This window comes from Streptococcus sp. oral taxon 431 (assembly GCF_023110115.1).
In the GTDB taxonomy this organism is placed as follows: Bacteria; Bacillota; Bacilli; order Lactobacillales; family Streptococcaceae; genus Streptococcus.
In genome coordinates this window covers 149,166-175,765 of the sequence record NZ_JALDVP010000003.1, presented here as the reverse complement: position 1 = coordinate 175,765, position 26,600 = coordinate 149,166, and the positions used below count along the sequence as shown (strand labels likewise).

At 39.3% G+C, this 26,600-nt stretch carries 25 protein-coding genes, 1 tRNA gene and 1 other annotated feature; of the genes, 3 read left to right on the top strand and 23 right to left on the bottom strand.

The window, feature by feature from the left end; translation table 11 throughout:
- Positions 1-135: 135 nt before the first annotated feature.
- The 4 genes from M1F91_RS06015 to M1F91_RS06000 all read right to left on the bottom strand — a co-directional run bounded on the left by M1F91_RS06015 (position 136) and on the right by M1F91_RS06000 (position 2,419).
- Positions 136-768: a Pr6Pr family membrane protein gene (locus M1F91_RS06015; RefSeq protein WP_247913002.1), complete on the bottom strand. Its 633-nt coding sequence runs from the start codon at positions 766-768 to the stop codon at positions 136-138.
- Positions 769-770: 2 nt separating this feature from the next.
- A complete protein-coding gene (locus M1F91_RS06010) occupies positions 771-1,109 on the bottom strand; it encodes a zinc ribbon domain-containing protein YjdM (protein ID WP_006152514.1) in 339 nt (112 codons plus the stop codon).
- 138 nt (positions 1,110-1,247) lie between these two features.
- Positions 1,248-1,919 carry a (d)CMP kinase gene (gene cmk, locus M1F91_RS06005; RefSeq protein WP_247913001.1) on the bottom strand — a complete coding sequence of 224 codons (672 nt, stop codon included), beginning with the start codon at positions 1,917-1,919 and terminating at the stop codon, positions 1,248-1,250.
- A gap of 8 nt (positions 1,920-1,927) precedes the next feature.
- Positions 1,928-2,419 carry an SAG1386/EF1546 family surface-associated protein gene (locus M1F91_RS06000; protein WP_247913000.1) on the bottom strand — a complete coding sequence of 164 codons (492 nt, stop codon included), beginning with the start codon at positions 2,417-2,419 and terminating at the stop codon, positions 1,928-1,930.
- A gap of 45 nt (positions 2,420-2,464) precedes the next feature.
- Between M1F91_RS06000 and M1F91_RS05995 the strand changes: the two genes are divergently transcribed.
- Positions 2,465-2,668, top strand: coding sequence for a ferredoxin (locus tag M1F91_RS05995; protein WP_006148835.1), 204 nt, complete (start codon positions 2,465-2,467; stop codon positions 2,666-2,668).
- A gap of 250 nt (positions 2,669-2,918) precedes the next feature.
- Here M1F91_RS05995 and galE read toward each other — a convergent pair whose 3' ends face one another.
- From galE to M1F91_RS05970, 5 genes are all read right to left on the bottom strand, one after another.
- Positions 2,919-3,938 (bottom strand): UDP-glucose 4-epimerase GalE, encoded by a 1,020-nt coding sequence (gene galE, locus M1F91_RS05990; protein ID WP_247912999.1) that lies wholly within the window; start codon positions 3,936-3,938, stop codon positions 2,919-2,921.
- A 106-nt stretch (positions 3,939-4,044) separates the two neighbouring features.
- Complete coding sequence (locus M1F91_RS05985; protein ID WP_247912998.1) at positions 4,045-5,139, bottom strand: FAD-binding oxidoreductase; 1,095 nt, start codon at positions 5,137-5,139, stop codon at positions 4,045-4,047.
- A 16-nt stretch (positions 5,140-5,155) separates the two neighbouring features.
- A complete protein-coding gene (locus tag M1F91_RS05980; protein WP_247912997.1) occupies positions 5,156-5,953 on the bottom strand; it encodes a Nif3-like dinuclear metal center hexameric protein in 798 nt (265 codons plus the stop codon).
- The gene (locus tag M1F91_RS05975) at positions 5,940-6,617 is read right to left on the bottom strand and encodes a tRNA (adenine(22)-N(1))-methyltransferase TrmK (RefSeq protein WP_247912996.1); all 678 of its coding nucleotides are present in this window, start codon (positions 6,615-6,617) and stop codon (positions 5,940-5,942) included. The genes M1F91_RS05980 and M1F91_RS05975 overlap by 14 nt, the downstream gene beginning before the upstream one ends.
- Before the next feature lie 100 nt (positions 6,618-6,717).
- The gene (locus M1F91_RS05970) at positions 6,718-9,054 is read right to left on the bottom strand and encodes a cation-translocating P-type ATPase (protein WP_247912995.1); all 2,337 of its coding nucleotides are present in this window, start codon (positions 9,052-9,054) and stop codon (positions 6,718-6,720) included.
- A gap of 131 nt (positions 9,055-9,185) precedes the next feature.
- On the opposite strand from M1F91_RS05970, the gene M1F91_RS05965 reads away from it, so the two are divergent.
- Together M1F91_RS05965 and M1F91_RS05960 are read left to right on the top strand one after the other, a co-directional pair.
- A complete protein-coding gene (locus M1F91_RS05965) occupies positions 9,186-9,935 on the top strand; it encodes a 1-acyl-sn-glycerol-3-phosphate acyltransferase (RefSeq protein WP_247912994.1) in 750 nt (249 codons plus the stop codon).
- 106 nt (positions 9,936-10,041) lie between these two features.
- Positions 10,042-10,114 (top strand) — tRNA-Thr (locus M1F91_RS05960).
- Positions 10,115-10,425: 311 nt separating this feature from the next.
- Here M1F91_RS05960 and pyk read toward each other — a convergent pair.
- The 14 genes from pyk to M1F91_RS05890 all read right to left on the bottom strand — a co-directional run bounded on the left by pyk (position 10,426) and on the right by M1F91_RS05890 (position 26,569).
- On the bottom strand, positions 10,426-11,931 hold the full coding sequence (gene pyk / locus M1F91_RS05955) for a pyruvate kinase (protein WP_247912993.1): 1,506 nt from the start codon (positions 11,929-11,931) through the stop codon (positions 10,426-10,428).
- Positions 11,932-11,996: 65 nt separating this feature from the next.
- A complete protein-coding gene (gene pfkA / locus M1F91_RS05950) occupies positions 11,997-13,004 on the bottom strand; it encodes a 6-phosphofructokinase (RefSeq protein WP_004253883.1) in 1,008 nt (335 codons plus the stop codon).
- 80 nt (positions 13,005-13,084) lie between these two features.
- A complete protein-coding gene (locus tag M1F91_RS05945; RefSeq protein ID WP_247912992.1) occupies positions 13,085-16,186 on the bottom strand; it encodes a DNA polymerase III subunit alpha in 3,102 nt (1,033 codons plus the stop codon).
- 158 nt (positions 16,187-16,344) lie between these two features.
- A complete protein-coding gene (locus tag M1F91_RS05940; protein ID WP_247912991.1) occupies positions 16,345-16,779 on the bottom strand; it encodes a hypothetical protein in 435 nt (144 codons plus the stop codon).
- A gap of 209 nt (positions 16,780-16,988) precedes the next feature.
- On the bottom strand, positions 16,989-17,369 hold the full coding sequence (locus tag M1F91_RS05935; protein WP_004253875.1) for a VOC family protein: 381 nt from the start codon (positions 17,367-17,369) through the stop codon (positions 16,989-16,991).
- 56 nt (positions 17,370-17,425) lie between these two features.
- Positions 17,426-17,785, bottom strand: coding sequence for a 50S ribosomal protein L20 (gene rplT, locus M1F91_RS05930; protein ID WP_000124834.1), 360 nt, complete (start codon positions 17,783-17,785; stop codon positions 17,426-17,428).
- A gap of 49 nt (positions 17,786-17,834) precedes the next feature.
- Positions 17,835-18,035 (bottom strand): 50S ribosomal protein L35, encoded by a 201-nt coding sequence (rpmI, locus tag M1F91_RS05925; protein WP_001125942.1) that lies wholly within the window; start codon positions 18,033-18,035, stop codon positions 17,835-17,837.
- Between the two features lie 33 nt (positions 18,036-18,068).
- Positions 18,069-18,599 carry a translation initiation factor IF-3 gene (infC, locus tag M1F91_RS05920; RefSeq protein WP_004253871.1) on the bottom strand — a complete coding sequence of 177 codons (531 nt, stop codon included), beginning with the start codon at positions 18,597-18,599 and terminating at the stop codon, positions 18,069-18,071.
- 15 nt (positions 18,600-18,614) lie between these two features.
- Positions 18,615-18,745: a sequence feature (ribosomal protein L20 leader region), on the bottom strand.
- 88 nt (positions 18,746-18,833) lie between these two features.
- Positions 18,834-20,228, bottom strand: a complete 1,395-nt coding sequence (pgdA, locus tag M1F91_RS05915; protein ID WP_247912990.1) for a peptidoglycan-N-acetylglucosamine deacetylase PgdA — start codon at positions 20,226-20,228, stop codon at positions 18,834-18,836.
- Between the two features lie 115 nt (positions 20,229-20,343).
- A complete protein-coding gene (gene ezrA, locus M1F91_RS05910; protein ID WP_247912989.1) occupies positions 20,344-22,071 on the bottom strand; it encodes a septation ring formation regulator EzrA in 1,728 nt (575 codons plus the stop codon).
- 80 nt (positions 22,072-22,151) lie between these two features.
- Positions 22,152-24,098, bottom strand: a complete 1,947-nt coding sequence (gyrB, locus tag M1F91_RS05905) for a DNA topoisomerase (ATP-hydrolyzing) subunit B (protein WP_247912988.1) — start codon at positions 24,096-24,098, stop codon at positions 22,152-22,154.
- A 14-nt stretch (positions 24,099-24,112) separates the two neighbouring features.
- Positions 24,113-24,676, bottom strand: coding sequence for an HAD family hydrolase (locus M1F91_RS05900; protein WP_282185023.1), 564 nt, complete (start codon positions 24,674-24,676; stop codon positions 24,113-24,115).
- A 110-nt stretch (positions 24,677-24,786) separates the two neighbouring features.
- Positions 24,787-25,335: a DJ-1 family glyoxalase III gene (locus M1F91_RS05895; RefSeq protein ID WP_247912986.1), complete on the bottom strand. Its 549-nt coding sequence runs from the start codon at positions 25,333-25,335 to the stop codon at positions 24,787-24,789.
- A gap of 10 nt (positions 25,336-25,345) precedes the next feature.
- Complete coding sequence (locus tag M1F91_RS05890; protein WP_247912985.1) at positions 25,346-26,569, bottom strand: FtsW/RodA/SpoVE family cell cycle protein; 1,224 nt, start codon at positions 26,567-26,569, stop codon at positions 25,346-25,348.
- Between the last annotated feature and the right edge of the window lie 31 nt (positions 26,570-26,600).

Genomic DNA, 26,600 nt, shown 5'->3' with positions numbered 1-26,600 from the left:
TTTCATCCTCAATAGTTGTATTGGTAGCTACAGTTTTATTGTAAGGTATAAAAGACTGCATAACAAGATAAAAAAAATCGATTTGTCCGGGTACAATTATCTCTATCACAAAAAAAGCACCCACATTGGGTACTTTTATTTCTTAGATTTTTTTATACTTTTCACAAGATAAAAGAGATATCCTGAAACCATGTAGGCAACAAAGATAGTTGCTGCCCATTTAAAGACAAAGCCCCAACCATGTTTGGTAGCATTCAAAAAGAAATAAGGGAAGGGACTATCCTTAGCATTAGGGACATCCATCTTTAGAACAAAACCGTTTAAGAGGGCAAAAATCATATAAAGCAACGGAAGGCTAGTCCAAAGCATGGGATCAACTAACTTATATTGACGACTCTTATCAAAAATAATTGTATCTGCTAAAAACCAGAGAGGGACAATATAATGACAAAGGAAATTTTCCAAACGGTAAAAATCTGTCGTCAAGGGAGCTAGCATGAAATGATAGATGACACAAGTAATCATAATACTCATGGTGACTCCACCTTTGAGGCGTAGAATCCCAGAACTCTTCCAACTATCACCGCCACTACGCATCTTTATCAAAAGATAGCCTGTAAAGATTACAACCAAAAGGTTAGAGAGGACTGTATAGTAGAGTAACATCCCTAAACCACCACGTTTGGTAATCTCCAAGTATACACCAGTAAAGGCTGCTATAAATAAAAAGATACGACTATAAAATATTACTTTTTCATTTTTAATCATGATTAAATCTTCTTCACAAATTCTGATTTTAGCTTCATAGCTCCAAACCCATCAATCTTACAATCGATGTTGTGGTCACCCTCTACAATACGGATGTTTTTCACACGAGTTCCTTGTTTGAGGTCTTTAGGAGCACCTTTAACCTTCAAATCTTTAATCAAGGTTACTGTATCTCCATCAGCTAGTTTGTTTCCATTTGCATCGATAGCAACAATGCCTTCTTCTGCTTCTGCTTGCTCAGCAGGATTCCACTCGTAAGCACATTCTGGACAAACTAGAAGTGCGCCATCTTCATATACATATTCTGAATTACATTTTGGGCAATTTGGTAATTGACTCATGTTATCTCCTTAAAAAATTTATGATTATTTGATTGTCAAATTTTCTTCAACAGCAACTATTATACCTTAAAACAGACTATTTGACAAATTATGATAAAAAACGACAAACCGAAATTCAGTTCATCGTTTCTATAGTTCTTATAAATGTTTTTGAGCTTCTGATTTAATTTTTTCAACAACTTCTAAAATAGAGAGGCCAGTCGTATCCAAATAGATTGCATCCTCAGCTTGCTTGAGAGGTGAAGTTTCACGATGACTATCTTTATAATCACGCGCAGCAATCTCTTCTTTCAAAGTTTCCAAATCTGTTTCGATTCCCTTTGAAAGATTTTCCTTGTAACGACGTTCCGCACGCTCATCTACAGATGCTACTAGAAAAATCTTCAATTCAGCCTGAGGCAAGACTACTGTTCCAATATCGCGACCATCCATGACAATACCACCTTGTCGGGCAATTTCTTGCTGGAGGGCTACTAATTTTTCACGAACAGCTGGAATCGCTGCAAAAGCAGAAACAGTGTTGGTTACTTCATTTTCTCGGATTGGATTTGTTACATCTACATCTCCAACAAAAACAAGCTGCTCTCCTGTTTCAGCGCGGCCAAAACTAATCGGGTATTGTTCCAATAATTCAAGAAGTTGAGATGGCTCATCTGGGCTAATTTGGTTTCTCAATGCGATGTAAGTCGCCGCACGATACATAGCGCCTGTATCCAGATAAGTATAGCCAAAGTCCTTAGCAATAATCTTAGCTACTGTACTCTTACCACTGGAAGCTGGCCCATCAATCGCAATCTGAATTGTTTTCATTGTCACTCCTATCTTGTCTTAAGGACATCACCAGGATTTGCAAACCAAGTTCCTGAAGACATATGACCAGGATTCAAGGCTTCAAGTTGAGCAATAGAGATTCCAGCGCGAGCCGCAATGGCTGCTTCACCTTCTCCTGGCAAAACAGTAATAGTTCCTTCAGAATCAGTACGTGCCTCTGTATGTTCTTGTTGAGTTGTCTCTGCTTCTGTTGCCTCTGTTGACTGAGCAGTAGTAGCCACTGTTGTAACTTCTTCTACTTTTGGAGCTGAAGAATCATAAAAATCTTTCAAAGCTGAAGTGCGATCACTTCCGCCTGATGACAAGTAGACCAATACGACTACCATCCCAACAACAATCACAAAGAAGAGAATAGCTAGAACCGTTAAAATACGATTGGCAACGACACCTGAACCTTTTTTGTTTCGTTGACGGCGTTCTGTTCTTGATTCCTCTTCTTGGTTTTCATAAATATCTTCTTGCCACGGTTCCTTTTCCATACCTTACTCCTTGAGTTTTTTTTAGTTTCTTATTACAATATAAATATGAAGATTAGACTTATACCTGAACGTTGCATCGCTTGTGGGCTCTGCCAAACTTATTCAGAATTATTTGATTACCATGATAATGGTATCGTCCGTTTTTACGATGAATCTGAGCAATTAGAGCGAGAAATTGCTTGCAACGATGACATTTTAGAAGCCGTTAAAAATTGCCCTACTCGTGCTCTGATCATAGATGAATCTTAAAATTTGGTGGAACATCGATCTCTAATTTCCACTCCTTCTAGTTTAGCATATTTTTCTAGAAAATTATAGTCTTTTGCTAGCTATTTTCATACAATTTTACTTTTATTTGTTCCAGCATTTCAATAATCAATAAACTGTTCTTTTAAGACATTTTTCTATCACTTAAGCACTAATCAAATTTTTATTTCAACCACATATAAAGTTATAAAAAAAGAGGAATTACTTCCTCTTTTTTTGTTTAATCAAACGATTAGTCATCAAATCCATTTGGATGTTTGCTTTGCCAACGCCATGCATCTTCACACATTTCTGTAATACCAAGTCCAGCTTCCCAACCTAGTTCTTCCTTAGCTTTTGCTGGGTCTGAGTAGCAAGCTGCGATATCACCTGGGCGACGTTCAACGATACGGTATGGAATTGGGCGTCCAACAGCTTTTTCCATATTTTGGATAATTTCAAGAACTGAGTAGCCTTTTCCAGTACCAAGGTTATAGACATTGAGTCCTGAGCCTTTTTGAAGCTTCTTAAGGGCGGCAACGTGTCCTTTTGCTAGATCAACGACGTGGATATAGTCACGAACACCTGTTCCATCTTCAGTATCGTAGTCATCTCCGAAGACTTGAACTTGTTCTAACTTACCAACTGCGACTTGTGTTACATACGGTAGAAGGTTATTTGGAATGCCGTTTGGATTTTCTCCTAGGTCACCACTCTCATGCGCACCAATTGGGTTGAAGTAACGAAGTAAGACAACGTTCCACTCTGAATCTGCTTTATGGATATCTGTCAAGATTTCTTCCAGCATAAGCTTGGTACGGCCATAAGGGTTGGTAGCTGAAAGTGGGAAATCTTCTAGGATTGGAACAGTATGTGGATCTCCATAAACTGTTGCTGATGAACTGAAGATAATGTTCTTACAGTTGTTTTCTTCCATTGCCTTCAAAAGGCTAACTGTACCGGCAATATTGTTATCATAGTAGGCAAGAGGGATACGAGTTGACTCACCAACTGCCTTCAAACCTGCAAAATGGATGACTCCTGTAGGTTCTTCCTGTTTGAAAATGTCACGAAGCGTATCTGTGTCACGAATATCTGCTTCGTAGAAAGGAATTTCAACTCCTGTAATTCTTTCCACTACTTCTAAACTTTTACGGTTACTGTTGACCAAGTTATCCACTACAACAACCTGATGTCCAGCTTGGACCAATTCAATGACAGTGTGAGTTCCGATAAAACCTGCTCCACCTGTTACCAAAATCTTTTCTTGCATCATTTTTCCTCTATTCTTAAATTATTTTTTTCATTTTACCATTTTTGATAGGGAAAGTCATTTGCTATCCTAATCCTATCGTAAAAACTAGGTAAAAAGTTTACGATTATTTCTCTTTAATATATCTTTCAGTCGGATAATCCGCTGGATCCAAGACTCCATTTTCCCCTTGAAGCATTTGGGCTAGGTGATAGCCTATAATGGGTCCAGTTGTCAATCCTGACGATCCTAATCCACTCGCAACAAATACTCCTGACAAGTTTGGCACTTGTCCGAAAAACGGCGAAAAATCACTCGTATAAGCTCGAATCCCCACACGTTCACCACTTATCATTGCATCTTTTAAGCTAGGATAAAACGAACTTGTTGCTTCAACCATTTGTTGAAGCAAATTCTCATCAACGGCTAGGTCAAATCCCATGTCATTTTCATGGGTAGCTCCTAGAGATAACTTACCACCGGGAAATGGTATCAAATCCCACTCACCTTCCGGCATAACTACAGGGTAAGCTCCCATGTCTTGTGGCACTTGGTAATCTCGGAGTTGACCTTTTTGCGGGCGAACATCCACCTCATAACCTAAAGGTTCTAGTATATCCCCCAACCATGCTCCTGTCGCAAGAACAACTTGGTCAAACATTTGATTATCTATCTGATAGCATGATAATAGAGGGGTTAGACTAACCTCTTTCTTTACGACCTTAACCTGACTGGCATCCAGTAAACGACTCACTAGGAGTTGCCCATCTACTCGAGCTCCACCAGAAGCATAGAGTAAACGTTCAAATCCCTCTAGACCGGGAAATAAGTCACTAGCAGTCGCTTGGTCCAAAATGGCTAATTCCCCAATCAAGGGAGATTCTTCTCTACGTTGCAGAGCCAGTTGATAGAGCTCCTCTAGCTTAGAGTCATCGTTTTTAAGAAGAAAGACACCAGAACCTTGGTAAAAATCAACTTTTTGACCCGGTTTTTCTAGGTCAGCTAATAAATCGACATAGAAGTCTGCTCCCAAACGCGCCATCTTATACCAAGCCTTATTGCGACGTTTAGAAAACCAGGGACTGATAATTCCTGCTGCCGCCTTGGTTGCTTGGCCGTGTCCATGGTCAAAGACAGTCACTTCGATATCAGCTTCTTTAGAGAGATAATAGGCAGCTGTCGCCCCTACAATTCCTGCACCTACAATGGCAACTTTTTTCATTGTTTTTACCTTCTAACTAGATATGATGGAATGGATTGGTCGATGCCTGACTTGCGATAACCTCTAAAGGCCAATCATTTTCTTCCTTCCATTCATTCAGGAACGCTGCAATTTTTTCAACAAAGAGAACTTCAATATAGTGGCCTGGATCCAGAGCCAACAAGCCGTCTGACAACATATCTTGGGCAGTGTGGTAATAAATGTCACCAGTAATGTAAATATGAGCTCCTTTAGCTAAAGCATCAGAGTAGAAAGACTGCCCACTACCACCACAAATAGCTACTCTTGAGATTGTTTTTTGCAAATCAGTCTCTTTATAATACACCATACGAAGGCTATCTAGACCAAATACTTCCTTAACATGACTCGCAAATTCTTCAAAGGTTTGAGGGCGAATATTGCCAATACGGCCAATCCCACGTTCAGGACCTGTTTCCTGCAGATAAGTTGTGTCCTCAATATCCAATAGTTGGCAGAACCAGTCATTAAGACCATTTTCAACAACATCTATATTAGTATGACTGACATAAACAGCGATATCGTGCTTGATGAGATTGATATAAATCTGATTTTGAGGACGGCTAGATACCAAGTCCTTAATCGGACGAAAGATAGGCGCGTGCTTGACGATAATCAAATCTACACCCTTTTCAATGGCTTCTGCAACCGTTTCTTCACAAATATCGAGGGCAACCATGACCTTTTTGATTTCTTTGTCTAGGGTTCCAATCTGCAAACCACGGCTATCACCCTCTATAGAAAATTCTTGAGGGCAATAGGTTTCATAACGCTTAATCACTTCACTTGCTTTCATGGAGCACCTCCTTGATGGCTTGAATTTTATCTACTAAAACTTGACGTTCTTCATGATTTTTTTGGGGGATTTGGGCTAGAGCAAATTCTAACTTATTAGCTTCTTTTTGCCATTTATGAACAAATACTGGGCTGACTTCTTTTGACAAGAAGGGGCCAAAACGGATATCGCTAGCTGATAGATTCATTTCTCCAGCTTCTACTACTAGAATCTCGTAAAATTTACCAGCTTCTTCTAGGATACTTTCAGCGATAATTTGAAAACCATGCTCCTGTAACCAGCTACGCAACTCGTCTTCTCGGTTATTTGGTTGGAGAATCAAACGCTCAACATTGGCTAGTTTACCTAATCCCTCTTCCAAAATCGTAGCAATCAAACGACCACCCATTCCAGCAATAGTGATGACAGAGACCTGGTCACTTTCTTCAAAAGCAGCCAAACCATTGGCTAAACGAACCTGAATTTTCTCAGTCAAACCATGACTTTCAACATTTGTAACTGCAGATTGATAGGGACCTTCTACAACTTCTCCTGCAATAGCACGTTCGATATGACCCTTTTCAACTAATTCAATCGGTAAATAAGCATGGTCGCTCCCGACATCCAGCAAAACAGCTCCTTGGGGAACAAAAGAAGCTACTGTTTCTAATCTCTTTGAAATCATTTTCTCTCACTTTCAAAAACTCTATTTCCCTTTATTATACCATATTTTAGCTAGCAATCCTGCACATAAAAAGACTGCAATCTAGGATTGCAGCCTTTCTTTATCTTTTAACTTGATAACGACTTGTCAGGATGAAAATCACAATAAAGACGAGCATCATAATGCCATAGACAGGTAGTGTTTGACCTGTAAGTGTTGAAATTTCAAGCAATTTTTGGATTCTTGGAAATAGAGCTGTTCCAAGGAAACCTCCAACTGACCAAATAATCAAGAGAACACGCCACAGACTAAATGGCAAACAAGCTCTAACTACAGACATGAAACCAATCGATGCCAGTAGATAATACAGAAGAGTCGAAATTTCAATGGCTGACCAACCTTGACTTGTTCCAAAAATTTTAATAAATAGAACGCTAAATACTACCATCAAGGCACTTGGTAGTGCACGAAGCATGGACTTTCTGAGGAAGTTTTGTTCTACTGGTTTGATATTTCGTTCAAAGGTCAATACGAACGGCGGGAAACCTTCCACAAACTGGTCAATCATGGTAATCTGAATGGGAATGAATGGGAAAATTAATATCCATTCAGTACGTCCCAACAAAGCACTTGTAATACAGATGACTGCGAGCAAGAAGGAATAGATTGTCTTAATCAAGAAAATCGGTGCGATGTGGGCAATATTATTGACCACACGACGACCTTCAAAGAGAATCTCAGGTACATCATTAAAGTCTGAGTTCAAGAGAACCAGATTTGCAATCTGACGGGTCGCTGGATCTCCTTCAGCCATAACGATGGAACAATCTGCCTCGCGGAGAGCAAGGATATCATTGACACCATCTCCTGTCATGGCTGTAGTATGTCCTGCTTTTTTCAGAGTTTGGATGATTAGTTTCTTTTGATGAGGCGAGACACGTCCAAAAATCGCTGTCTCCTCAGCCATAGCAATTAATTCCTCGTCCGTGATTTTTGAACAATCTACATAGCTATGATAATCTGCAAAACCTGCTTTTTGAGCAATACTTGAAACGGTAACTGGATTATCACCAGAAATAATTTTCAGCCCTACTTCCTGAGAACGAAGATAGTCTAAAGTTTCAGCTGCCCCTTCTCGGATTGGATCTAAAATCTCAAGCAGAGCCAAAGCCTGAATATCAGATGGCTTCTGTGGTTTATGGTGATCAAGTTTTTCTTGACTGAGAGCCAGAACCAAGACACGAGATCCTCGTTCAAGAGCTTCCCTAGCTTCAGGAACTTCAGCATCCAACAACATCTCTGGTGCGCCTAGGAAAACAGTTCCGAGACCTTCCAATTCCATCGCTCCCCATTTTCGATCACTAGAAAATGGAAGACTAGAAATCATCGGATAGGCTACCTCTCCCGCAAAACGCTTTCGAATAGCTTGGGCAGTTGGATTTTTATCCTCACTGTGTGCCATATAGCTGGTTAGTATTTTTGCAATAGCATCCTTGTCATAAGCCTGGGTCAGCGGAAGGACAGTCTCAACCTGCATCTTTCCTTGAGTGATGGTACCTGTTTTATCCAAACAAAGCATATCCACACGCGCCAAGGTCTCAACAGAATACATCTCCTGCACCAAAACCTTTTTTAACCCAAGCTTGATAACAGCAGTTAAGAGAGAAGTGATGGTCAAAAGGGCGATTCCCTTAGGCAACATCCCCAAAAGAGCTGTAGATGAATTAACTACAGAAGACTTGAGTGGCAGACCTTTTAAGACCAAGGCTTCAAGCAAGAGAGCAATACCGAAAGGAATGATAATTTTCCCAGTAAAGCCGGCTAACTGGTCTAGCGATTTCATGATACGAGAGTTTATTGGCTTGACTGTCTTAGCTTCAAGCATGAGTTTAGCAGCATAATTATCTGCCCCTACATGATGAACCTGAGCAAGGACAGACCCACTCGCAAGAAAGCTACCCGACAACATTAAGTCTTCTACTTCTTTTTGCACCAAGTCGCTCTCACCCGTTAACATAGCTTCATTGACTTCTGCAAAACCTTCTAATACAATGGCATCACTTGGAATCTGATCCCCTGCTGACAAGCGAATCACATCGTCCAAAACAAGCTCCTCAGGATCCAGAGCAATCTCTTGTCCATCACGAATAGTGATAATCTTTTCTTTATTCAAGAGATTGAGCTTATCAACCATATGTTTGGCACGTAGCTCGGTTACAATCCCAGAAAATGCATTAAAACAGATAACCGCAAAGAAAACTAGGTTGCTCCAAGCTTGAACAAAGGCGAGCGCTAGGGCAATGGCAAAGTTTAAAGCATTGAATAAAGTAAAGACATTTCTCTTCACAATCTGCCATGTACTAGTACTAGCTGAAGCTTGGAAATCATTGACCTGTCCCTGTTTCTGACGATCTTTGACTTCTGATTGGCTTAATCCCATAATTTTATTTTTATCCATAAATTCTATCATATCATTTTTTTTTGAATATTTCTAATTTCATATAAAAAGCTATTCCGCCTAAACAAAAAACATTTGCCTGTCCTAGTATGATAAGGTATAATAAAAGAAAGAAAACTGAAGGAGACATCATGTTTTATACTTATCTGCGTGGGCTGGTTATGTTGATTCTATGGTCAATCAATGGAAATGCTCACTTTCACAATACTAAAAAAATTCCAAGTTTAGATGAAAACTATATCCTTGTTGCGCCACACCGTACCTGGTGGGATCCAGTCTATATGGCTTTTGCAACAAAACCAAAGCAATTTGTCTTTATGGCAAAAAAAGAACTCTTTTCAAATCGCATCTTTGGTTGGTGGATTCGCATGTGTGGTGCTTTCCCTATCGACCGTGATAACCCAGGTTCTTCTGCTATCAAATATCCAATTAATGTTCTTAAAAAGAGCAATCGCTCACTGATTATGTTTCCAAGTGGTAGTCGTCATTCCAATGATGTTAAGGGTGGTGTAGCCCTCATCGCAAAGATGGCTAAGGTTCGGATTATGCCAGTTACCTATACTGGTCCTATGACTCTAAAAGGACTTGTCAGCCGTGAACGTATTGATATGAACTTCGGAAATCCGATTGATATCTCAGATATTAAAAAGATGAATGATGAGGGAATTGAGATGGTTGCAGACCGCATCCAATCTGAATTTCAACGCCTAGATGAGGAAACAAAACAGTGGCACAACAATAAAAAACCAAATCCACTGTGGTGGCTCATCCGTATCCCTGCCTTGATTCTAGCAATTATAATCGGAATTCTGACAATCCTCTTTACCTTTGTTGCAAGTTTTGTTTGGAACCCAGATAAAAAGAGAGAGCAATTACAATAGTCTAATTTTCACAAGCCCAAGTTTATTACTTGGGCTTTTCCAATGAGTTAGCATACTAATTAGCATATTGACAAAAGCTTAAATCTATAGTATACTTTCAAAGTAAGCTGATTTAGCTCAGTAGGCAGAGCGCATCCATGGTAAGGATGAGGTCGCCGGTTCGATCCCGGCAATTAGCATCAATTCATCAGTTCCTATCTGGGGAGCTGTTTTTTTCTTGACAAACTATTACCCACTATAGTAAAATAAAGTCTGCGATGAGTCGATATGTGGCGAGAGCTACAATTGCGCAAAGGAGGTCATAACGCAGGAGCGGACCTTGAGAAATTGTGTGAACCAGTTTCTCACATGGAGATGCCTCTCATACTCTCTGGTTTTTCCAGAGAGTTTTTTTCTTTTCTTAAACGAATCGGTTTCTGGACCTTATGAAACAAAAAAAGACCTACCATACAAGCTGTAAAGCCGGATATGATAGGTTTTTAATGTTAGATTAACGTACTGTACGGATACGCATAGTATTTGTACGAACAGCTTCTCCAAGTGGCACACCTGCAACGATAACGATATCGTCACCAGATTCTACAAGACCTGCTTCAACTGCTTTACGTTCAGCGATTTCGAACATATCATCAGTTGATGATGGAGCTTCAGTTAACATTGGGATAACACCCCAGTTCAACATCAATCCACGCTCTGTCAATTCGTCGAATGTCAATGCCAAGATATCAGCATTTGGACGGTATTTAGAAATCAAACGTGCTGTGTGACCAGTCTTAGTAAGAGTTACAACCAATTTGATATTCATTGAGTTAGTAGCGTCTTTAACAGCTGAAGCCATAACTTCTGTCTTAGAGTTACGTTCGAAAGTATCTGAGTTCAAACGTCCGTATTCGTTAAGAAGAGTTTGAGCGTTCTTGTCAATTGTAGCCATTGTTGTTACTGACTCAAGTGGGTATTTACCGTTTGCAGACTCACCTGAAAGCATAGTAGCGTCAGTTCCGTCGATAACAGCGTTAAATACGTCTGATACTTCTGAACGAGTCGCACGTGGTTTTTCAGTCATTGTTTCAAGCATGTTTGTTGCAGTGATAACAACTTTACCAGCAGCGTTCACTTTAGTGATGATCATTTTTTGGTAAACTGGAACCATTTCGAATGGTACTTCGATACCCATGTCACCACGAGCGATCATGATACCGTCAGCAGCTTCAATGATTTCGTCCAAGTTATCGATACCTTGTTGGTTTTCGATCTTAGCGAACAATTGAACGTGACCGTTACCAGTTTCTTCACAGATTGCACGAACTTCGTTGACGTCTTTAGCAGTACGTACGAATGAGATCGCGATGAAGTTGATACCTTGTTCCAAACCGAAGCGGATATCAGCGTTATCACGTTCAGCAAGAGCAGGGAAAGGAATTTTCGTGTTAGGGATGTTCACACCTTTTTGTTTAGCGATCACACCGTCATTTTCAACTTCACAAACGAATTCACGAGTTGCGTCATCTTTTTCTACAACACGAAGACCCAATTTACCATCGTCAACCAATACTTGGCGACCAACTTCAACGTCATCATAGATGTCAAGCGCACCTGCAACGTTCAAAGCAATCACTTCACGAGTTGATTTGATTCCTTGTTTAGTTGCAACACGGATTTTTTCACCAGTTTTGTATGAGTACTCTTTAGCTTCACCTTCGAACAATTCAGTACGAATTTCTGGACCTTTAGTGTCAAGAAGGAAACCAACTTTTTTACCTGCAAGTTTTTCTGCAAGTTTAACAGTTGCCATACGGTCACCTTGTTCTTGGTGGTCACCGTGTGAGAAGTTGAAACGGAAAGTGTTAGCTCCAGCTTCGATCAATTGAGCAATGTTTTTAGCTGATGCTTCAACGTCAAGTTTTTCACCCCAGTATCCGTCATCACCGAATTTTTTACCACCACGGATTTCTACCGCAGGACCCAAAGTTGCAACGATTTTTACACGTTTGTTCATGATTTTGTGACTCCTTTATATAATTCGACCTTTTATGGTCATTTTACCAGATTAGTTAAAGTTGATTATGACAAGCTCTTGTTCAAGTCAGAAAGTTCAAGGTCAGCTTTGTGAGGGTTATTGACAACAATCTTACCATCAGCTGTTAAGCTAAACAAAGCTCCCTCTTCTGCAGTTCCAAGAATTGGATTTTCAACCATTTTCTCGTTACGAATACCGACAGCGACACCACCGATTCCTTGTTTAAGGAGTTTAACAGCGTGTGCGCCCATACGAGATGCCAATACACGGTCACGAGCAGTTGGTGAACCACCACGTTGGATGTGACCAAGTTCAGTTACACGAAGGTCACTTGTATCGCCAGCTTCTTTTAGTTTTTGACCAAATTCAGCCGCTGACATAACACCTTCTGCCAAGACGATAATGTTGTGTTTTTTACCGTGTTCATATCCAGCTTTGATACTTGCTACGATATCTTCAAATTTGAAACCTTCTTCAGGGATGATGATTTCGTCAGCACCAGTCGCGATACCTGCCCAAAGAGCGATATCACCTGCGTTACGTCCCATTACTTCAACAACGAAAGTACGACGGTGACTTGATGATGTATCACGAATCTTATCGATTGCATCCATTGCAGTTGTTACTGCAGTGTCAAATCCGATTGTAAAGTCAGTACCTACGATATCGTTATCGATTGTTCCAGGAAGTCCAATAGCAGGGAATCCATGCTCAGTCAGGCGCATAGCTCCATGATAAGAACCGTCACCACCGATAACCACGACACCTTCTATACCGTGTTTTTTCAATTGCTCAATCCCTTTAAGTTGACCTTCGAGTTTTGCAAACTCAGGGTAACGAGCTGAGTGAAGGAAAGTACCACCACGTGAAATGATGTCTCCTACTGAAGCAGCATCAAGTGGATAAATTTCACCAGCAACCATACCAGCGTATCCATCATAGATACCAAAAACTTCCATTCCTTCTGAGATTGCTTGACGAACAACTGCTCGAATGGCAGCATTCATACCAGGGGCGTCCCCACCACTAGTCAAAACAGCAATACGTTTCATTTGGTTTTGCTCCTTTTTCTTTAACATTCTAACTGATTATACCATATTTAAAGTTAAAATTCTTTTATTTTCATTGATTTTTAACGATAAATCGTTTTCATGACAATCTGTTTTAAAGATTCTTGTAAGCCAGCGTCTTTTGCAACTAAATAACCAGGCAAAAGAATATTTTTTTGTTCATTTTCATAACGAATGACAACAGGAATTTGTCCCTTGTACTGATCTAAAATATGATAAATTTCAGAATCGTGGTCATGATTGGGAACTTGAATCCAAAAACGCTCACTCACTGCCTCTTTTAAATTATTTAAAACTAATTGAAGACGACCATCTCTGGCTTGCACTTTCCCATTTAGGTAATAGAAACTTCCTTCGTGCAAGAGATTTTTAAATTGGCGGTACTGTTCAGAAAAAACAGTGACTTCAAGACTTGTTTTACTATCAGTAACTTTCAAAAAGGCCATGTTTTCACCTTTTTTAGTTCGAATCACTCGGATAGACTGAATTTCAACGAGCACTGTAGCTGTCTGTCCCTCGGAAAGCTCAGATAAACTCACAATTGGATACAAAGGATTCTTCGCTAAAACCAGCAATGGGTGTTGGCTAATTCCAACACCTAACCAATCCTGCTCTTTTTGGAATTTTTCAATATTTGAAAAGTCCTCTGTATCTGTCCAACTATAGCTAGAATCCGCAAAGAGGCTACCTAATTCTTCTACAAAGATAAATAGAGTTGGTAGATTGGTTAAGATTTTTTGACGATTTTTATCAAATCCATCAAAAAGTCCTACTTCCACTAAAGGGGTTAAGAGGCTAATCTTTTGATAATTTTTGGGTAATCGTGTGATAAAATCTTCAACACTGCTAAATGGGCGATGCTCGATAATCCAGTAGGCAAAATCACGAGGCATTCCCTTGATAGTCTTAAGTCCTAGATGGATTGTCTTATCTGCTAGTTTATCTTGATATGGAACCGTATTGATAGAAAGCGGAGCTAGTTCAAAGCCCATTTCAAGCGCATCTAGAATATAATCTCCGCTAGCATAATTGAGCATGACCTGATAGAAGATTGCTGGATAATGTGTTTTAAAGTAGGCAAGCTGAAAAGCTAAGGCAGCATATGCATAAGCGTGCGAACGGTTAAAACCATAACCGGCAAATTTTTCCATTACAGCAAAAACTTCTTGAGCCTGTTTTTGTCCATGCCCTTTTTCGAGGGCCCCTTGGATAAAACTCTCCTCCATCCGATGCATCTCAGCCGCATTCTTTTTCCCCATAGCACGACGCAAGATATCGGCTTTTCCAAGACTGAAACCTGCATAGCGTTGAGCTACTTGCATCACCTGTTCTTGGTAGAGCATGATGCCATAGGTCGGAGCTAAGATATCTTCTAGCACAGGGTCCAGAACCGTAACCTTTTCTTTACCATGTTTTCTGGAAACAAAGTTATCTATATAGTCGCTCGCACCTGGTCGGTTCAAGGAAGTCGTCGCCACTACTTCTTCAAAATTTTGTGGTTTCACTCGTTTCAATAAGCGTATGGCTCCAGGTTGTTCAAACTGAAAGATTCCCTTGGTCTTCCCAGCTGCAAAGAGGGCTAAGGTTGCCTTATCTTCAAGATCAATATCCTCAATTCTTAGTGAAATACCTTGAGTTTCATATAAGAGCTCCTGCATTTTTTGAGCAAAGGTTAAGTTTCGTAGGCCCAAGAAATCCATCTTGAGCAGGCCATTCCCTTCAACTCCATGCGCATCATATTGGGTAATGAGCATATCCTCTCCATACTTGAGAGGAATATAATCTGTTAGATTTTTGTCACTAATAACGACACCAGCTGCATGGATAGAAGTCTGTCGTGGATAACCTTCTATCTTTTTGGCAATAGAGAAAGCCTTTTGGTACTCAATCTTACTCTGAATGAGTTGTCTAAAACCTAGATTGCCTTCATAGGCTGTCGTTAGAGTATCTTTAGAGCCTATTTTTTTCGTAATGGCCGTCAATTCATACTCAGGGACGCCATAACGCTTGAAGATATCTCGGATGGCTTGCTTGGCTCCAAAGGTCGAGTAAGTGACAATCTGCGCAGCATGGATACTACCATAACGGTCACGAACATAGCGAATAAACTCTGGACGATAGATATCTGGGATATCAATATCAATATCTGGCATGGTGTAACGTTCACGATTTAAGAAGCGCTCAAAGATAAGATTTTTAGCTACAGGATCAATTCCAGTAATATCTAAAGCGTAGGCTACTAAACTTCCTACCGCAGAACCACGTCCCATCCCCATATAATAACCTTGAGAACGACCAAAACGTAAGAGATCCCAGACAACCAAGAAATAGTCATCGAATCCCATATCATGAATCACAGATAGTTCTTCTTCTAAACGTACCTGATAAACTGAATCTAGTAAACCTTTCTCTTCCAAGCCCTTGATAGCTCTTTCCCGAAGTTCCTCAACAGCAGGTCTTTCTGGATTGAAACGTGGAAGCTTGAGACTACTATCAATCTCGTAGGAAGTATCCTTGACCAATCTTGCAAGATTATCCAGTGCGATTGGAAACTTCTCTAGAAAAAACTGTTCAAGACGTTCAGCAGGCAAAAACAAGCCCTGTTGAGATTGAACATCAACCTCTCTCAAGGTCACGTTCTCTTTAATCGCTTTAAGCATCTGTAGAGCTTCTAAGTCCTCAGACTCGAAAGAGTTAACACGATAAAGTGGGAGAATAGGGTGAGAAAAATTCGATTGAGCTGTATCTGGATACACTCCGATATAGTAGTCATGCCCTAAGTCCAAGGAATCAATTTCAGGATAGTAAGGAACAATGACACAAATATCTTCAAGGTAGGAAGAGAAATCAGCCCATTCTTTTTTACCTGTCATCTTTAAAGACGACATCTTCATCAGGTTTTGATAACCTCGGTTTGACAGGGCTAGAAAACGTAGATTGATCCATTCATCTTTATGATGAACAGTCATCTCAAGGCCTAATAAAGGCTGAATCCCCTGTTTTTGGCATTCTTTGATGAAATAATAGGCTCCATAGAGATTGTCTTCATCCATGATTCCAAGTGATGAATAGCCATATTCCTTCCCAAGGCTGACATATCTCTTGATTGAAACCATACTCTCCATGAAACTATAGACAGTTTTCGTATCCAGTTGGGCAATCATTCTTTCTCACCTCCCTTTTTCTTTTTTCTATTATACCATTTTAGAAAATAGAAACACAATTTCTTTCTAATCATGAAACTAAAAAACCACAGCCTTAAAGGCTATGGTTTTATGAGATGAAATAAATTCGAAGAAGAATTGCGCCTAGCTTTGTTAATTTAGTTACTTGTATCCTTCGTTAAAAATATCCCAATTAAAACTAGAACTAGGGAGAGAAAAGGAAAAATCCCAAAAATCTGCCAATCCAGGCCGAATGCAAAGAGTCCTGAAAGCAAATAAAATCCTGCACTCGCATACAAGAAATTTCTATTTACTTTCTTGATTCCTATCTGTGTTAAGACAGTTGCTATAGCGTAAGGAATTAAATTAGGACCTAGAAAAATCAAGAATACAATTCCCCATTTACCAGCAGATAAAGCAAGAGATATAAATAGAAGAATATAGGTAAGTGCCAAATAAAATGAGAAAGATAGAAGAGCCGAAGGTTTCTTGACTGCTTTTGGACCATTCTTCATAGCTTCCACCGAATTATTTTCTACAATTAGTTTATCTTCTTCTTTGTTTAGTTCTACATTTGGATTTTGGTCTGACATCTTTTTCTCCCACTAATTTGTTTTATTATTGTTATTATATCCCAATTTGTCACATTAAGCTAGATAGAAAAAGCCATCTATGTTAGTCTCAGATAAACGCTCACATTTGTCTGAAAGAAACTAACATAAATGACCTACACTACTCCGTTTCAAGTTTTTCTGAGTCAGGTGAAATTATCTAACTCAATTTGACAAATGAGGAGATTTTATTATTTTTCACGAATCACTTCTACCTTGTATCCATCTGGATCTTTGACAAAGTAATAGTTTGGTTGTGTTCCTGGAAGTCCATTTGGATTTGTCACTTCGTAACCCTTGTCGCTATGTTCTTTATGAAGGGCCTCAAGGTCAGGTGTGCTTAGAGCGATGTGCGCAAAACCGTCACCTACAACATAAGGTCCATGATCGTAGTTGTAAGTCAACTCCAGTTCATAATCATCACCGTCAAGACCTAGATAAACAATGGTAAAAGCGTGTTCTGGGAAGTCCAGACGACGCAATTCCTTAAATCCAAAAGCATCTTGATAAAAAGCAATTGATTTTTCAAGATTCTCTACCCGCAAGCAAGTGTGTAACATTTTTGAAGCCATTTTTTCTCCTTTGTTTAAAAAAGACTGGGACAAATTTGCACCAGTCTTGTGAATAATTATTTACCAAGTTTTGCTTTAGCTGCATCTGCAAGAGCTGTGAAAGCTGCTGCATCGTTAACAGCCAAGTCAGCTAGCATCTTACGGTTAACTTCGATCTCAGCCAATTTCAAACCATGCATCAATTGTGAGTATGAAAGTCCGTTCATACGAGCTGCCGCATTGATACGTGTGATCCACAATTTGCGGAAGTCACGTTTCTTTTGACGACGGTCACGGTATGCATAGTAGTAAGAGTTCATTACTTGTTCTTTTGCAGTACGGAACAAGATATGTTTAGCTCCATAGTAACCTTTTGCTAATTTTAAAATACGTTTACGACGTTTGCGTGATACAACGCCACCTTTAACACGTGCCATTTATATTTCCTCCAATATTTCCTAGAATTGTTAACTTACAAATACGCGATTATTTCAAGCGAGTAAGCATTGCTTTGATACGTTTGAAATCTCCTGAATGCACCATAGATGCTTTACGAAGATGACGACGTTGTTTCTTAGTTTTTCCGTGGAAACGGTGAGAAGTGTAAGCACGGAAACGTTTAAGTCCACCAGAACCTGTACGTTTGAAACGTTTAGCTGATGCGCGGTGTGTTTTTTGTTTTGGCATGATATTTTCTCCTTTTTTTAACTTTCTGACAGATTATTTCTTGTCAGTTGCTGGGGCCAACTGCATGAACATTTGACGACCATCCATTTTAGCACGTTGTTCGATGATAGCAATATCTTGAGTTGCTTCAGCGAAATCGGCTAAAACTTTTGCTCCAATCTCTTTATGGGTAATCATACGACCCTTAAAGCGAATGGAAACCTTCACTTTGTTCCCTTTTTCAAGGAACTTGCGAGCACTGCGAAGTTTCGTATCGAAATCCCCCTTATCAATAACTGGGCTCAATCGAACTTCTTTCACGGTCACAACGCTTTGTTTTTTGCGTTGTTCTTTTTGTTTCTTCTGGTACTCAAATTTGAACTTACCGTAGTCCATAATTTTCGCAACAGGAGGTTTAGCTTGAGGTTGAATGAGAACCAAGTCCACATTAGCGTCGTCCGCAAGTGCTTGCGCTTCACCAAGTGGTTTGATACCCAATTGTTCGCCCTCAAGACCGATTAAGCGAACTTCACGTACACGAATTTCATCATTGATGAATAAGTCTTGCTTTGCTATGGTTTTCACCTCTTTTTTTATTTTAGAGAAAAACAAGAGCGGACTTGCTAACGCAAATCCGCTCTACATGATTATAGTTCATTTCTGAAACTTGATCTGTAGGGGCCAGACAACGTTAGTCGCAAGGCGAGAAGTTCTCACTTCTGCTTTTCTCATCTTGTATATGATATCAAGTTTTTTCCTACTTGTCAAGATAAAAATAATCTTTTTTAGTTTTTTTCTAATAATTGAATTTAAATCCAATTATTGGTTACGAGAATAGTATATCTCATGTGGTTTTACATGATTCCCTAGTAACTCAGAGACTGTAACAAAGCTATACCCTTGTCCCTGCAAATATTCAATAACTTTTGGTAGTGAATTTACTGACGTCTGGTGAATATCATGCATCAATATAATAGAACCATCAGTCGTCTGACGTTGAATTTCTGTTAAAATAGCAGCTTCGTTTTTACTCTTCCAGTCTAAGCTATCGACATCCCACATAATAAAGCTCAAATCGAGACTATTACGGATATCATCTGAGATGGCACCATATGGTGGGCGCATCAATTTTGAACTCTTTCCGAGAACACTAGTGATTGCTGATTCTGTATCCGTAATTTGTTTCTTAGCATCTTCTAATGAGAGTTGCGTTAAAACTGGATGGTTCCAACTATGATTTCCGACTTCATGCCCCTCAGCCTGCATACGTTTGAGGATAGCTTCATTACCTGCAATATTTTTCCCTTGGACAAAGAAGGTTGCTTTGATTTTGTACTTAGCTAAGATATCCAAGGCTTGTGGTGTTGTATTACCATCAGGACCATCATCAAAGGTAAGAGCTACCACTTTTTTATGTTTTTCCGCTTGAACTTTTTTATAAAGTTCAGCATCTTTTTCTGTTAGATAGGATGTTTGAATATAATCAAAGAAATCTGAAATAGGCATTGCTATTTCTTCTACATTAGTCATTGCTTTGACTGGATATAGAACCAATTGACTATCTTTGTAAGCAAACTTCCAGCTTGACAATTCTGCAGCTGAGAAATCAGCTAAAACTTGGTCAACAACTGATTGATCTACTTTTTTATCTTGGAGAGTTGACTTAACTCCCTCAAGGACTTTTTCTTTGGCTGTGGATGGGTCTGTAAAGAGTTGATCCAAGGTAAAGATAGAGCCATCCTCTTTCAGATACAGCTGGTCTAAAGTAGTATTTTCTAATTCAACGACATTAGAATTTGCCAAGTCATAGGCCTGTTTTTTAATCAAACGATTTTCAACCCCAGTTAAAGAGGAATCCCCTTTTTCTGAGTAATAAAAAATTAACTGTTCTTTACCTTCTACTTTGTCAGTGATGTCTTTTACGATGATATCCTTGACAGGGGAAATAAGGCTGTCACCGACTAGTGGATAATAGGTGATAATTTCAGATTTTTCTTTGCGGAAATGCTCTTTTTGACTTCCTTGGGAGTAGGCTTCATCTTTTTCCTTCTTGAGGCTCTCAATCTTCTGTTCAAAGGCTTGCTTGTTCAACACTTTATAGGTAATCACACTACCGAGTGCTAGCATTGTGAAAAACAAAAGCAAGACAAGAATGCCAAGTTTTTTATTGTTTTTCTTCTTTACTTTATTCTGGGGTAATCTCTTTTTTGTCATAGTCTAATCATATCAAATATGAACTATAATTTCAATGAAAACATGGCATAAAAATATTTAAAATAGGTAAAGAAAAGTAAAAGAACCCTAGAAAAATCTAGGATTCTTTTATAAATTAGAAACGAATACTTTCTCTTGTTTTTTCATAAGAAGTAACGAAGCGATTGGTAACACCAGGCTCAGCAACTTCTAATGCTTGAGAGATTTTTTCGAAAGATGCTTGATAATCAAATGTTGTTTCAAAGATATTCAAAGCTTCTTGGAAAGCTTGTTGAATACGATCATCAAATGATCTGTAACGGTTCGAATATTGAAGCAATTGTTCTGTCAATGTTGCATTTTGAACGATACTGTATGTTTCTTCTTCCAACATATTCATATCATTTGTCGCAATCTCAAGGATACGATTCACAGATTCGATATTCACTTGCGCTTGTTCCAACTCAGCCATCAAGTCTTCTGTACTGTGACTTGCATCAAAGAAGAGCTTCAAGAATTTTTGTGGAATTCCTGGAAGATTTCTCTTCTCCATGTAGCGTTTAATCGTATGCAGACGGTTGACATATACATTTGCTTTTTGACGAGCATTGATGTCATCTTTTTCAATTTTAACGAGACGTTCACTAACACCGATTTGGTTATCTTCAATATCTTTTAATGTAGATTGGAGATTTTCCAAACGTTCTTGTAAGACAGAATATGCTTCTGAAACTTCTGACTCTGCATGAGTCATTTCTTCAATAGTAGCATTCAAGGCTGAGATATCAGCTTGAAGACGACGAACTCGATTCACATCGCTTTCTGAAATCAAATAGGTTTTCCCAAGACGTTCGATATCTTTAACTAGTACCTGATTGTTTTCTTTCAAGTGTTTAAGATAGGTAGGAAGGGTAGTTACCAATTTCTCAAAAGCTTTATGTGCTTTAACTTCACGTGTGAAAATATCATAAAGTGCATTGATTTCTTCTTGGATTTGAGTGTTTTCATACTCTGCATTATCCAACTCCAATGTACGGATATTTTCGTGATTATTCTTCAAGGCTTCATAGAGTAGTTGAAGACGAGATTCGATATCAGTTTCTACAAAATGGTAGTTTTCATCTAAAAGCTTGCGGTAACCAGCTTCTAAATCTTCAAGTTGTTCTGGCAATTCAGTAGTAAGCTTAGTGACAATCGCTGGAATTCTTTCAACGATATGTGTCAAAGCTAAAATATGATTTTCAGCGTTATCTAAAATGCCCGCTGCTTCAACCGGATCTCCCGATGAATTCAAGGTTACAAATTGAGAAAACTCAGATTGGATGTTCTCCAATTGTTTTTCAATTTCTGGAAGAGCTTGACCATATTTTTCAGGATCTTCAGCTACAGTGTTTTGTAGTTTCTCAAATAAATCTAAGGCATGCAGAACACGTCCACTATTTTTTGACTCTTGTTTTTCCAACTCAGACAAGGCATTACGAATTGCTGCAATATCTTCTTCAACAAGTTGGATTTGACTTTCAATTTGATCAATCTGGTGCTTAGCTTTCAAGAAACGGAATGAGTTATTGTATCCTTCAGCTTCAAAGAGGTTATTCTCGATATCTGCAAAAGAGTTAAGAGACAAATCTACCCATTTTTGGTTCCATTCTCTAAAAGCAACCTGACTTTGACCAATCAGATGCATATTTTTAACAACCTCTACCTCGTCATTAACAGGAAGGTTATATAGTTCTTCTTTTCTTTCTTCTAAAGCTACAAGTCTACTCTCATTTCGTTTACGTAGCAAAATTGCTACTGCAAAAGCAATAAGAAGCAGGACTGCAATTCCAATCAAAGTAATAATCAACTGATTATTTGACATATCAAACTCCTTTTATACATGACACAATTGTAATGATTATATCATATTTTTCAAACCTTGGGAACTATTTCCCAATATTTTTATACGTCAAGAGTACTGTAAACAGCGTTTTCTTCGATAAATTCTCGACGTGGTTCTACTCGATCACCCATGAGCATATCAAAAATCTTATCTGCTTCTGCAGCATCATCTACTGATACACGAGCCATAAGGCGATGTTCAGGATTCATCGTAGTTTCCCAAAGTTGGTGGTCATCCATCTCTCCAAGACCTTTATAACGTTGAATGGTTGGTTTAGAACGACCTTCGCTGTATCGAGCCAGGGCTTCTTGTAGGCGGATTTCTTGGTCTGCGCCAGGTTGAATATATTCTTTAATCTCACTACCAACTTTAACACCGTAAATAGGTGGTTGAGCGATATAAACATAGCCTGCCTCTAAAACAGGTTTCATATAACGATAAATCAGAGTTAACAAGAGGGTACGAATATGAGCTCCATCGACATCGGCATCTGTCATGATAACCAGTTTTTGATAGCGAGCTTTGCTAACATCGAACTCAGCGCCAAATCCTGTTCCCATAGCTGTGAAAAGACTGCGAATCTCCTCATTAGCAAGGATTTTATCCATAGTTGCCTTTTCAACGTTAAGGATTTTACCACGAATTGGTAAGATGGCTTGGAATTCACGATTACGTCCTGATTTTGCAGAACCTCCCGCAGAGTCTCCTTCGACGATGAAAAGTTCAGTTTCAGCTGGATTGTTTGATGAACAGTCCGCTAATTTTCCTGGAAGATTTGAAATTTCTAAACCAGATTTCTTACGTGTAACTTCACGCGCACGCTTGGCAGCAACACGCGCTTTGGCAGCCAAAATCCCTTTTTCAACGATGCGCTTAGCAATCTGTGGATTTTCCAAAAGGAAGTCAGAAAATGCATCGCTGAAGAGGCGATTGGTAATCTTCACAACTTCACTATTTCCAAGTTTGGTCTTAGTTTGTCCTTCAAACTGAGGATTTGGATGCTTCACAGAGATAACAGCTGTCAATCCTTCACGGACATCCTCACCTGTTAGGTTATCTTCGTTATCTTTTAGAAGTTTGTTTTTACGAGCATAGTCATTGATAACACGAGTTAAGGCTGTACGGAAACCTTGTTCATGGGTTCCACCTTCATGGGTATGAATGTTGTTAGCGAAACTCATGACATTCTCGTGGTAACCAGTTGTGTACTGCATAGCAACTTCCACTGTAATATCATCCATTTCACCATCTGTGTAGATTGGTGTATCAAAGATAACATCCTTGTTTTCGTTGATGTACTCAACATAGCTAGCAATTCCACCTTCGTAGTGGTAATGTTTTGTTTTTTCCTGACCTTCTCGCTTGTCTGTGATAGAAATCTGAAGACCACGGTTTAGGAAAGCAAGTTCTTGAACACGTTTGTTTAATCGATCAAAATCAAATGTCGTTGTCTCAGTAAAAATTTCTGGGTCTGGAGTAAAGTGAACGATTGTTCCTGTTTTATCCGTATCCCCGATCACCTCAAGGTCTGCAACAACATGTCCACGACGGTATTCTTGGTAGTGAATCTTTCCATTTTTATGGACGCGAACATCCAACTGAGTAGAAAGAGCATTTACAACTGATGACCCTACACCATGGAGTCCACCAGATACTTTGTATCCGCCACCACCGAATTTACCTCCAGCGTGAAGAACAGTAAAGACTGTTTCAACGGCAGGACGTCCTGTTTTCTCTTGGATATCAACAGGAATTCCACGACCATCATCGACAACAGTAATGGAATCATCCGGTTCAATAAAGACCTCGATATGACTAGCGAATCCCGCCAAAGCTTCGTCGATAGAGTTATCTACGATTTCCCAGACTAGATGGTGAAGACCTTCTTTGGCAGTTGATCCAATATACATCCCTGGACGCATACGAACTGCTTCCAAACCTTCCAAAACTTGAATTTGACTGGCATCATAATCTTGTGCCTGTTGGTTTTTAATATCTTCTGTCATTTTTCCCCTTTTTCTTACATGTCTATTGCTTGTTTTAAGGACACAACATCCTCAAAGAGATAGGCATCTAAGCCTGCAGCATGTCCTGCTTCTACATCAATGGCACGGTCACCAATGACTAGACCTGACCTTATATGATACTTATCACGTAAATAAATCATCGATTCAGGATCAGGCTTGCGTTTAAAACCTGAACTAGCCGTCACTACTTCTGTAAAGTAAGGAGCTATCTTAGTTTTTGCTAAAATCTCCAATACTTGATCGTTTCGATGAGAAACCAAGAAGTTACGGCCACCTTGGTCCGAAATATTTTCTAAAAGAGTAGGAATCCCATCAAACAAAACTGGATGCTCAAGTTCACGGGCTTCATTTTCCTTATATTTTTCAAGAAAGTTTTCAATACCTGGAGCATACTTTTCGATGGCAAAGGCAGTCGAAACCTTCAAAGCTTCGTAAACACTATCGTGTTCCTGCTCAATCCCGAACTCTGCTAATGTTTCTACAAAAGCTGCTGTAGAAGTTTCATAATTATCAAGCAGGGTTCCACCTAAATCCCAGATGTAATCGTGATATTTCATACCCTTCATTATACCATTTTTTTATAAAAAAAGCGATGTTTACCTTGTTTTTTGCCATTAAAAAAGAGAAGAATCTTCTCCATCAAGAAAGATTCTCCTCAGTTTGTTCATTATTTTTCAAATAGGTCTGTGTAGAGCATGCCATTTCTTAGAGACTCAGCATCTCCGCCTAATGTTTCAACCAAGTGGTAAGCAAAGGCTAAAGCTGTTGCTGGCCCACGGCTAGTGATAACATTCCCATCCACTACTACTGTTTCTTTGTGGTAGTGACCGTCAGCAATTTGTTCTTGGACTCCATCATAGCAGGTGAAGTTTCTTCCTTCTAGGAGACCAGCTCGATTCAAAGCAATTGGAGCAGCACAGATGGCTGCTACTTTTTTACCGGTTTCCTCAAATCTTTGAAGTTCAGAGATTAATTGTTCATTGTCCCGCAAGTGGGCAGCACCAGGCATACCTCCTGGAAGGACAATCATGTCATACTCTGATAAATTACCATCAAACACTCGATCAGCTTGAACTTGAATAGCATGTGAACCTGTCACTTTATCTTCAAATCCTACCATATGGCAGGTGATATTTGCGCGGCGCATGACGTCTACGACCGTCAAGGCTTCAATTTCTTCGAAGCCGTTTGCTAGGATAACTGCAACTTTAGGCATAGCGACCTCCTTATTTCACTTTTTTCAGTACAACTTTTTTACGTTTGAATCTTGTTCGACCACTCTTTTCATCAGCCAAATGGGTTTGGTAGCTCATCGATAACAGCAAACCGACACCAATTAGATTACTGATAATAGCGGAACCCCCTTGAGAAATAAAGGGTAAAGGAATCCCTGTCAGAGGAAGAAGACCAGTAACCGCACCAATATTTTCAAAGATATGGAACAAGAGCATCATGATAAATCCAGTTGAAATGTAGGTATAAAATTGATTATTGGATTTTAGGGTAATCTTTAACATGCGATAGATGAGCAGTAGGTATAGTGCAACCACTACAACTGAACCAATAAATCCAAAGTCTTCCGCAATTACTGTGAAAATCATATCACTCTCGCGGACTGGAATAAGGAGATTAGACACATTAAAGCCTTGACCAAAAATTCCACCGCTACCAATCGCAATTTGACCCTGCGCCTGTTGATAGGTAGTCGTTTGGGCATAATCAAAGGGATTGAGCCAAGCTAGGATACGATTTATCTGATAAGTTGGCATCCCAATCTGATGCATAAAGGCACGCCCGTCTTTTGTGATAAAGATTGCTAGGAAGCCTGCAATCGCCGATACAACTGCGACAAAAATTGGAATAATAATCTTCCAAGAAACACCAGACAATAAGACAAGTCCTGCAAAGATTGCGACAAAAACCATAGCTGTCCCAAGGTCACTTTGCAAGGCTAGTAAAACCATAACTGGCATCGTGAAAACGATCATCCACAAAATCAATAGAAAATCTAGGCCAATCGTTCGTTCTTTGTCTTTATGTTTCTTGGTAAAGGTTACGATAACGTATGCCAACATCAAAATATAGGATATCTTCATGAATTCGGAAGGTTGAAAGAGTGTATAACCACCGATTGACACCCAGTTTTTCGCACCAGTTGCAGCTACTAAACTCGGGTTGTAGAAGACTAAAGGCAAGACCATCAAGGCTAGACCGAGTCCATATAAATAAGGTGTGGACTGCCAGAGAAATTTTGTGTTAAAAAACATGACTATGAAGCTAAAAACAATCCCTAGCGATATCCAAGCCAGTTGTTGTCCAAGTATGGGCCAAACATTGTTTGGATAGTCATGACTAACTGCTATATAAATAGCTACAACTCCAATCACCAACAAACAAAATACTGGTAATATTAAACTATAATCGACCCTAGAGTCGAGAGAACGTTTCATAAAAGGCCTCCTTCATTCTTTCAGGTATTCA

Coding starts and splice junctions, on each gene's coding strand:
- M1F91_RS06015 (WP_247913002.1), bottom strand. CDS start 768: ATGATTAAAAATGAAAAAGTAATATTTTATAGTCGTATCTTTTTATTT.
- M1F91_RS06010 (WP_006152514.1), bottom strand. CDS start 1,109: ATGAGTCAATTACCAAATTGCCCAAAATGTAATTCAGAATATGTATAT.
- cmk (WP_247913001.1), bottom strand. CDS start 1,919: ATGAAAACAATTCAGATTGCGATTGATGGGCCAGCTTCCAGTGGTAAG.
- M1F91_RS06000 (WP_247913000.1), bottom strand. CDS start 2,419: ATGGAAAAGGAACCGTGGCAAGAAGATATTTATGAAAACCAAGAAGAG.
- M1F91_RS05995 (WP_006148835.1), top strand. CDS start 2,465: ATGAAGATTAGACTTATACCTGAACGTTGCATCGCTTGTGGGCTCTGC.
- galE (WP_247912999.1), bottom strand. CDS start 3,938: ATGCAAGAAAAGATTTTGGTAACAGGTGGAGCAGGTTTTATCGGAACT.
- M1F91_RS05985 (WP_247912998.1), bottom strand. CDS start 5,139: ATGAAAAAAGTTGCCATTGTAGGTGCAGGAATTGTAGGGGCGACAGCT.
- M1F91_RS05980 (WP_247912997.1), bottom strand. CDS start 5,953: ATGAAAGCAAGTGAAGTGATTAAGCGTTATGAAACCTATTGCCCTCAA.
- M1F91_RS05975 (WP_247912996.1), bottom strand. CDS start 6,617: ATGATTTCAAAGAGATTAGAAACAGTAGCTTCTTTTGTTCCCCAAGGA.
- M1F91_RS05970 (WP_247912995.1), bottom strand. CDS start 9,054: ATGGATAAAAATAAAATTATGGGATTAAGCCAATCAGAAGTCAAAGAT.
- M1F91_RS05965 (WP_247912994.1), top strand. CDS start 9,186: ATGTTTTATACTTATCTGCGTGGGCTGGTTATGTTGATTCTATGGTCA.
- pyk (WP_247912993.1), bottom strand. CDS start 11,931: ATGAACAAACGTGTAAAAATCGTTGCAACTTTGGGTCCTGCGGTAGAA.
- pfkA (WP_004253883.1), bottom strand. CDS start 13,004: ATGAAACGTATTGCTGTTTTGACTAGTGGTGGGGACGCCCCTGGTATG.
- M1F91_RS05945 (WP_247912992.1), bottom strand. CDS start 16,186: ATGATTGCCCAACTGGATACGAAAACTGTCTATAGTTTCATGGAGAGT.
- M1F91_RS05940 (WP_247912991.1), bottom strand. CDS start 16,779: ATGTCAGACCAAAATCCAAATGTAGAACTAAACAAAGAAGAAGATAAA.
- M1F91_RS05935 (WP_004253875.1), bottom strand. CDS start 17,369: ATGGCTTCAAAAATGTTACACACTTGCTTGCGGGTAGAGAATCTTGAA.
- rplT (WP_000124834.1), bottom strand. CDS start 17,785: ATGGCACGTGTTAAAGGTGGCGTTGTATCACGCAAACGTCGTAAACGT.
- rpmI (WP_001125942.1), bottom strand. CDS start 18,035: ATGCCAAAACAAAAAACACACCGCGCATCAGCTAAACGTTTCAAACGT.
- pgdA (WP_247912990.1), bottom strand. CDS start 20,228: ATGACAAAAAAGAGATTACCCCAGAATAAAGTAAAGAAGAAAAACAAT.
- ezrA (WP_247912989.1), bottom strand. CDS start 22,071: ATGTCAAATAATCAGTTGATTATTACTTTGATTGGAATTGCAGTCCTG.
- gyrB (WP_247912988.1), bottom strand. CDS start 24,098: ATGACAGAAGATATTAAAAACCAACAGGCACAAGATTATGATGCCAGT.
- M1F91_RS05900 (WP_282185023.1), bottom strand. CDS start 24,676: ATGAAATATCACGATTACATCTGGGATTTAGGTGGAACCCTGCTTGAT.
- M1F91_RS05895 (WP_247912986.1), bottom strand. CDS start 25,335: ATGCCTAAAGTTGCAGTTATCCTAGCAAACGGCTTCGAAGAAATTGAA.
- M1F91_RS05890 (WP_247912985.1), bottom strand. CDS start 26,569: ATGAAACGTTCTCTCGACTCTAGGGTCGATTATAGTTTAATATTACCA.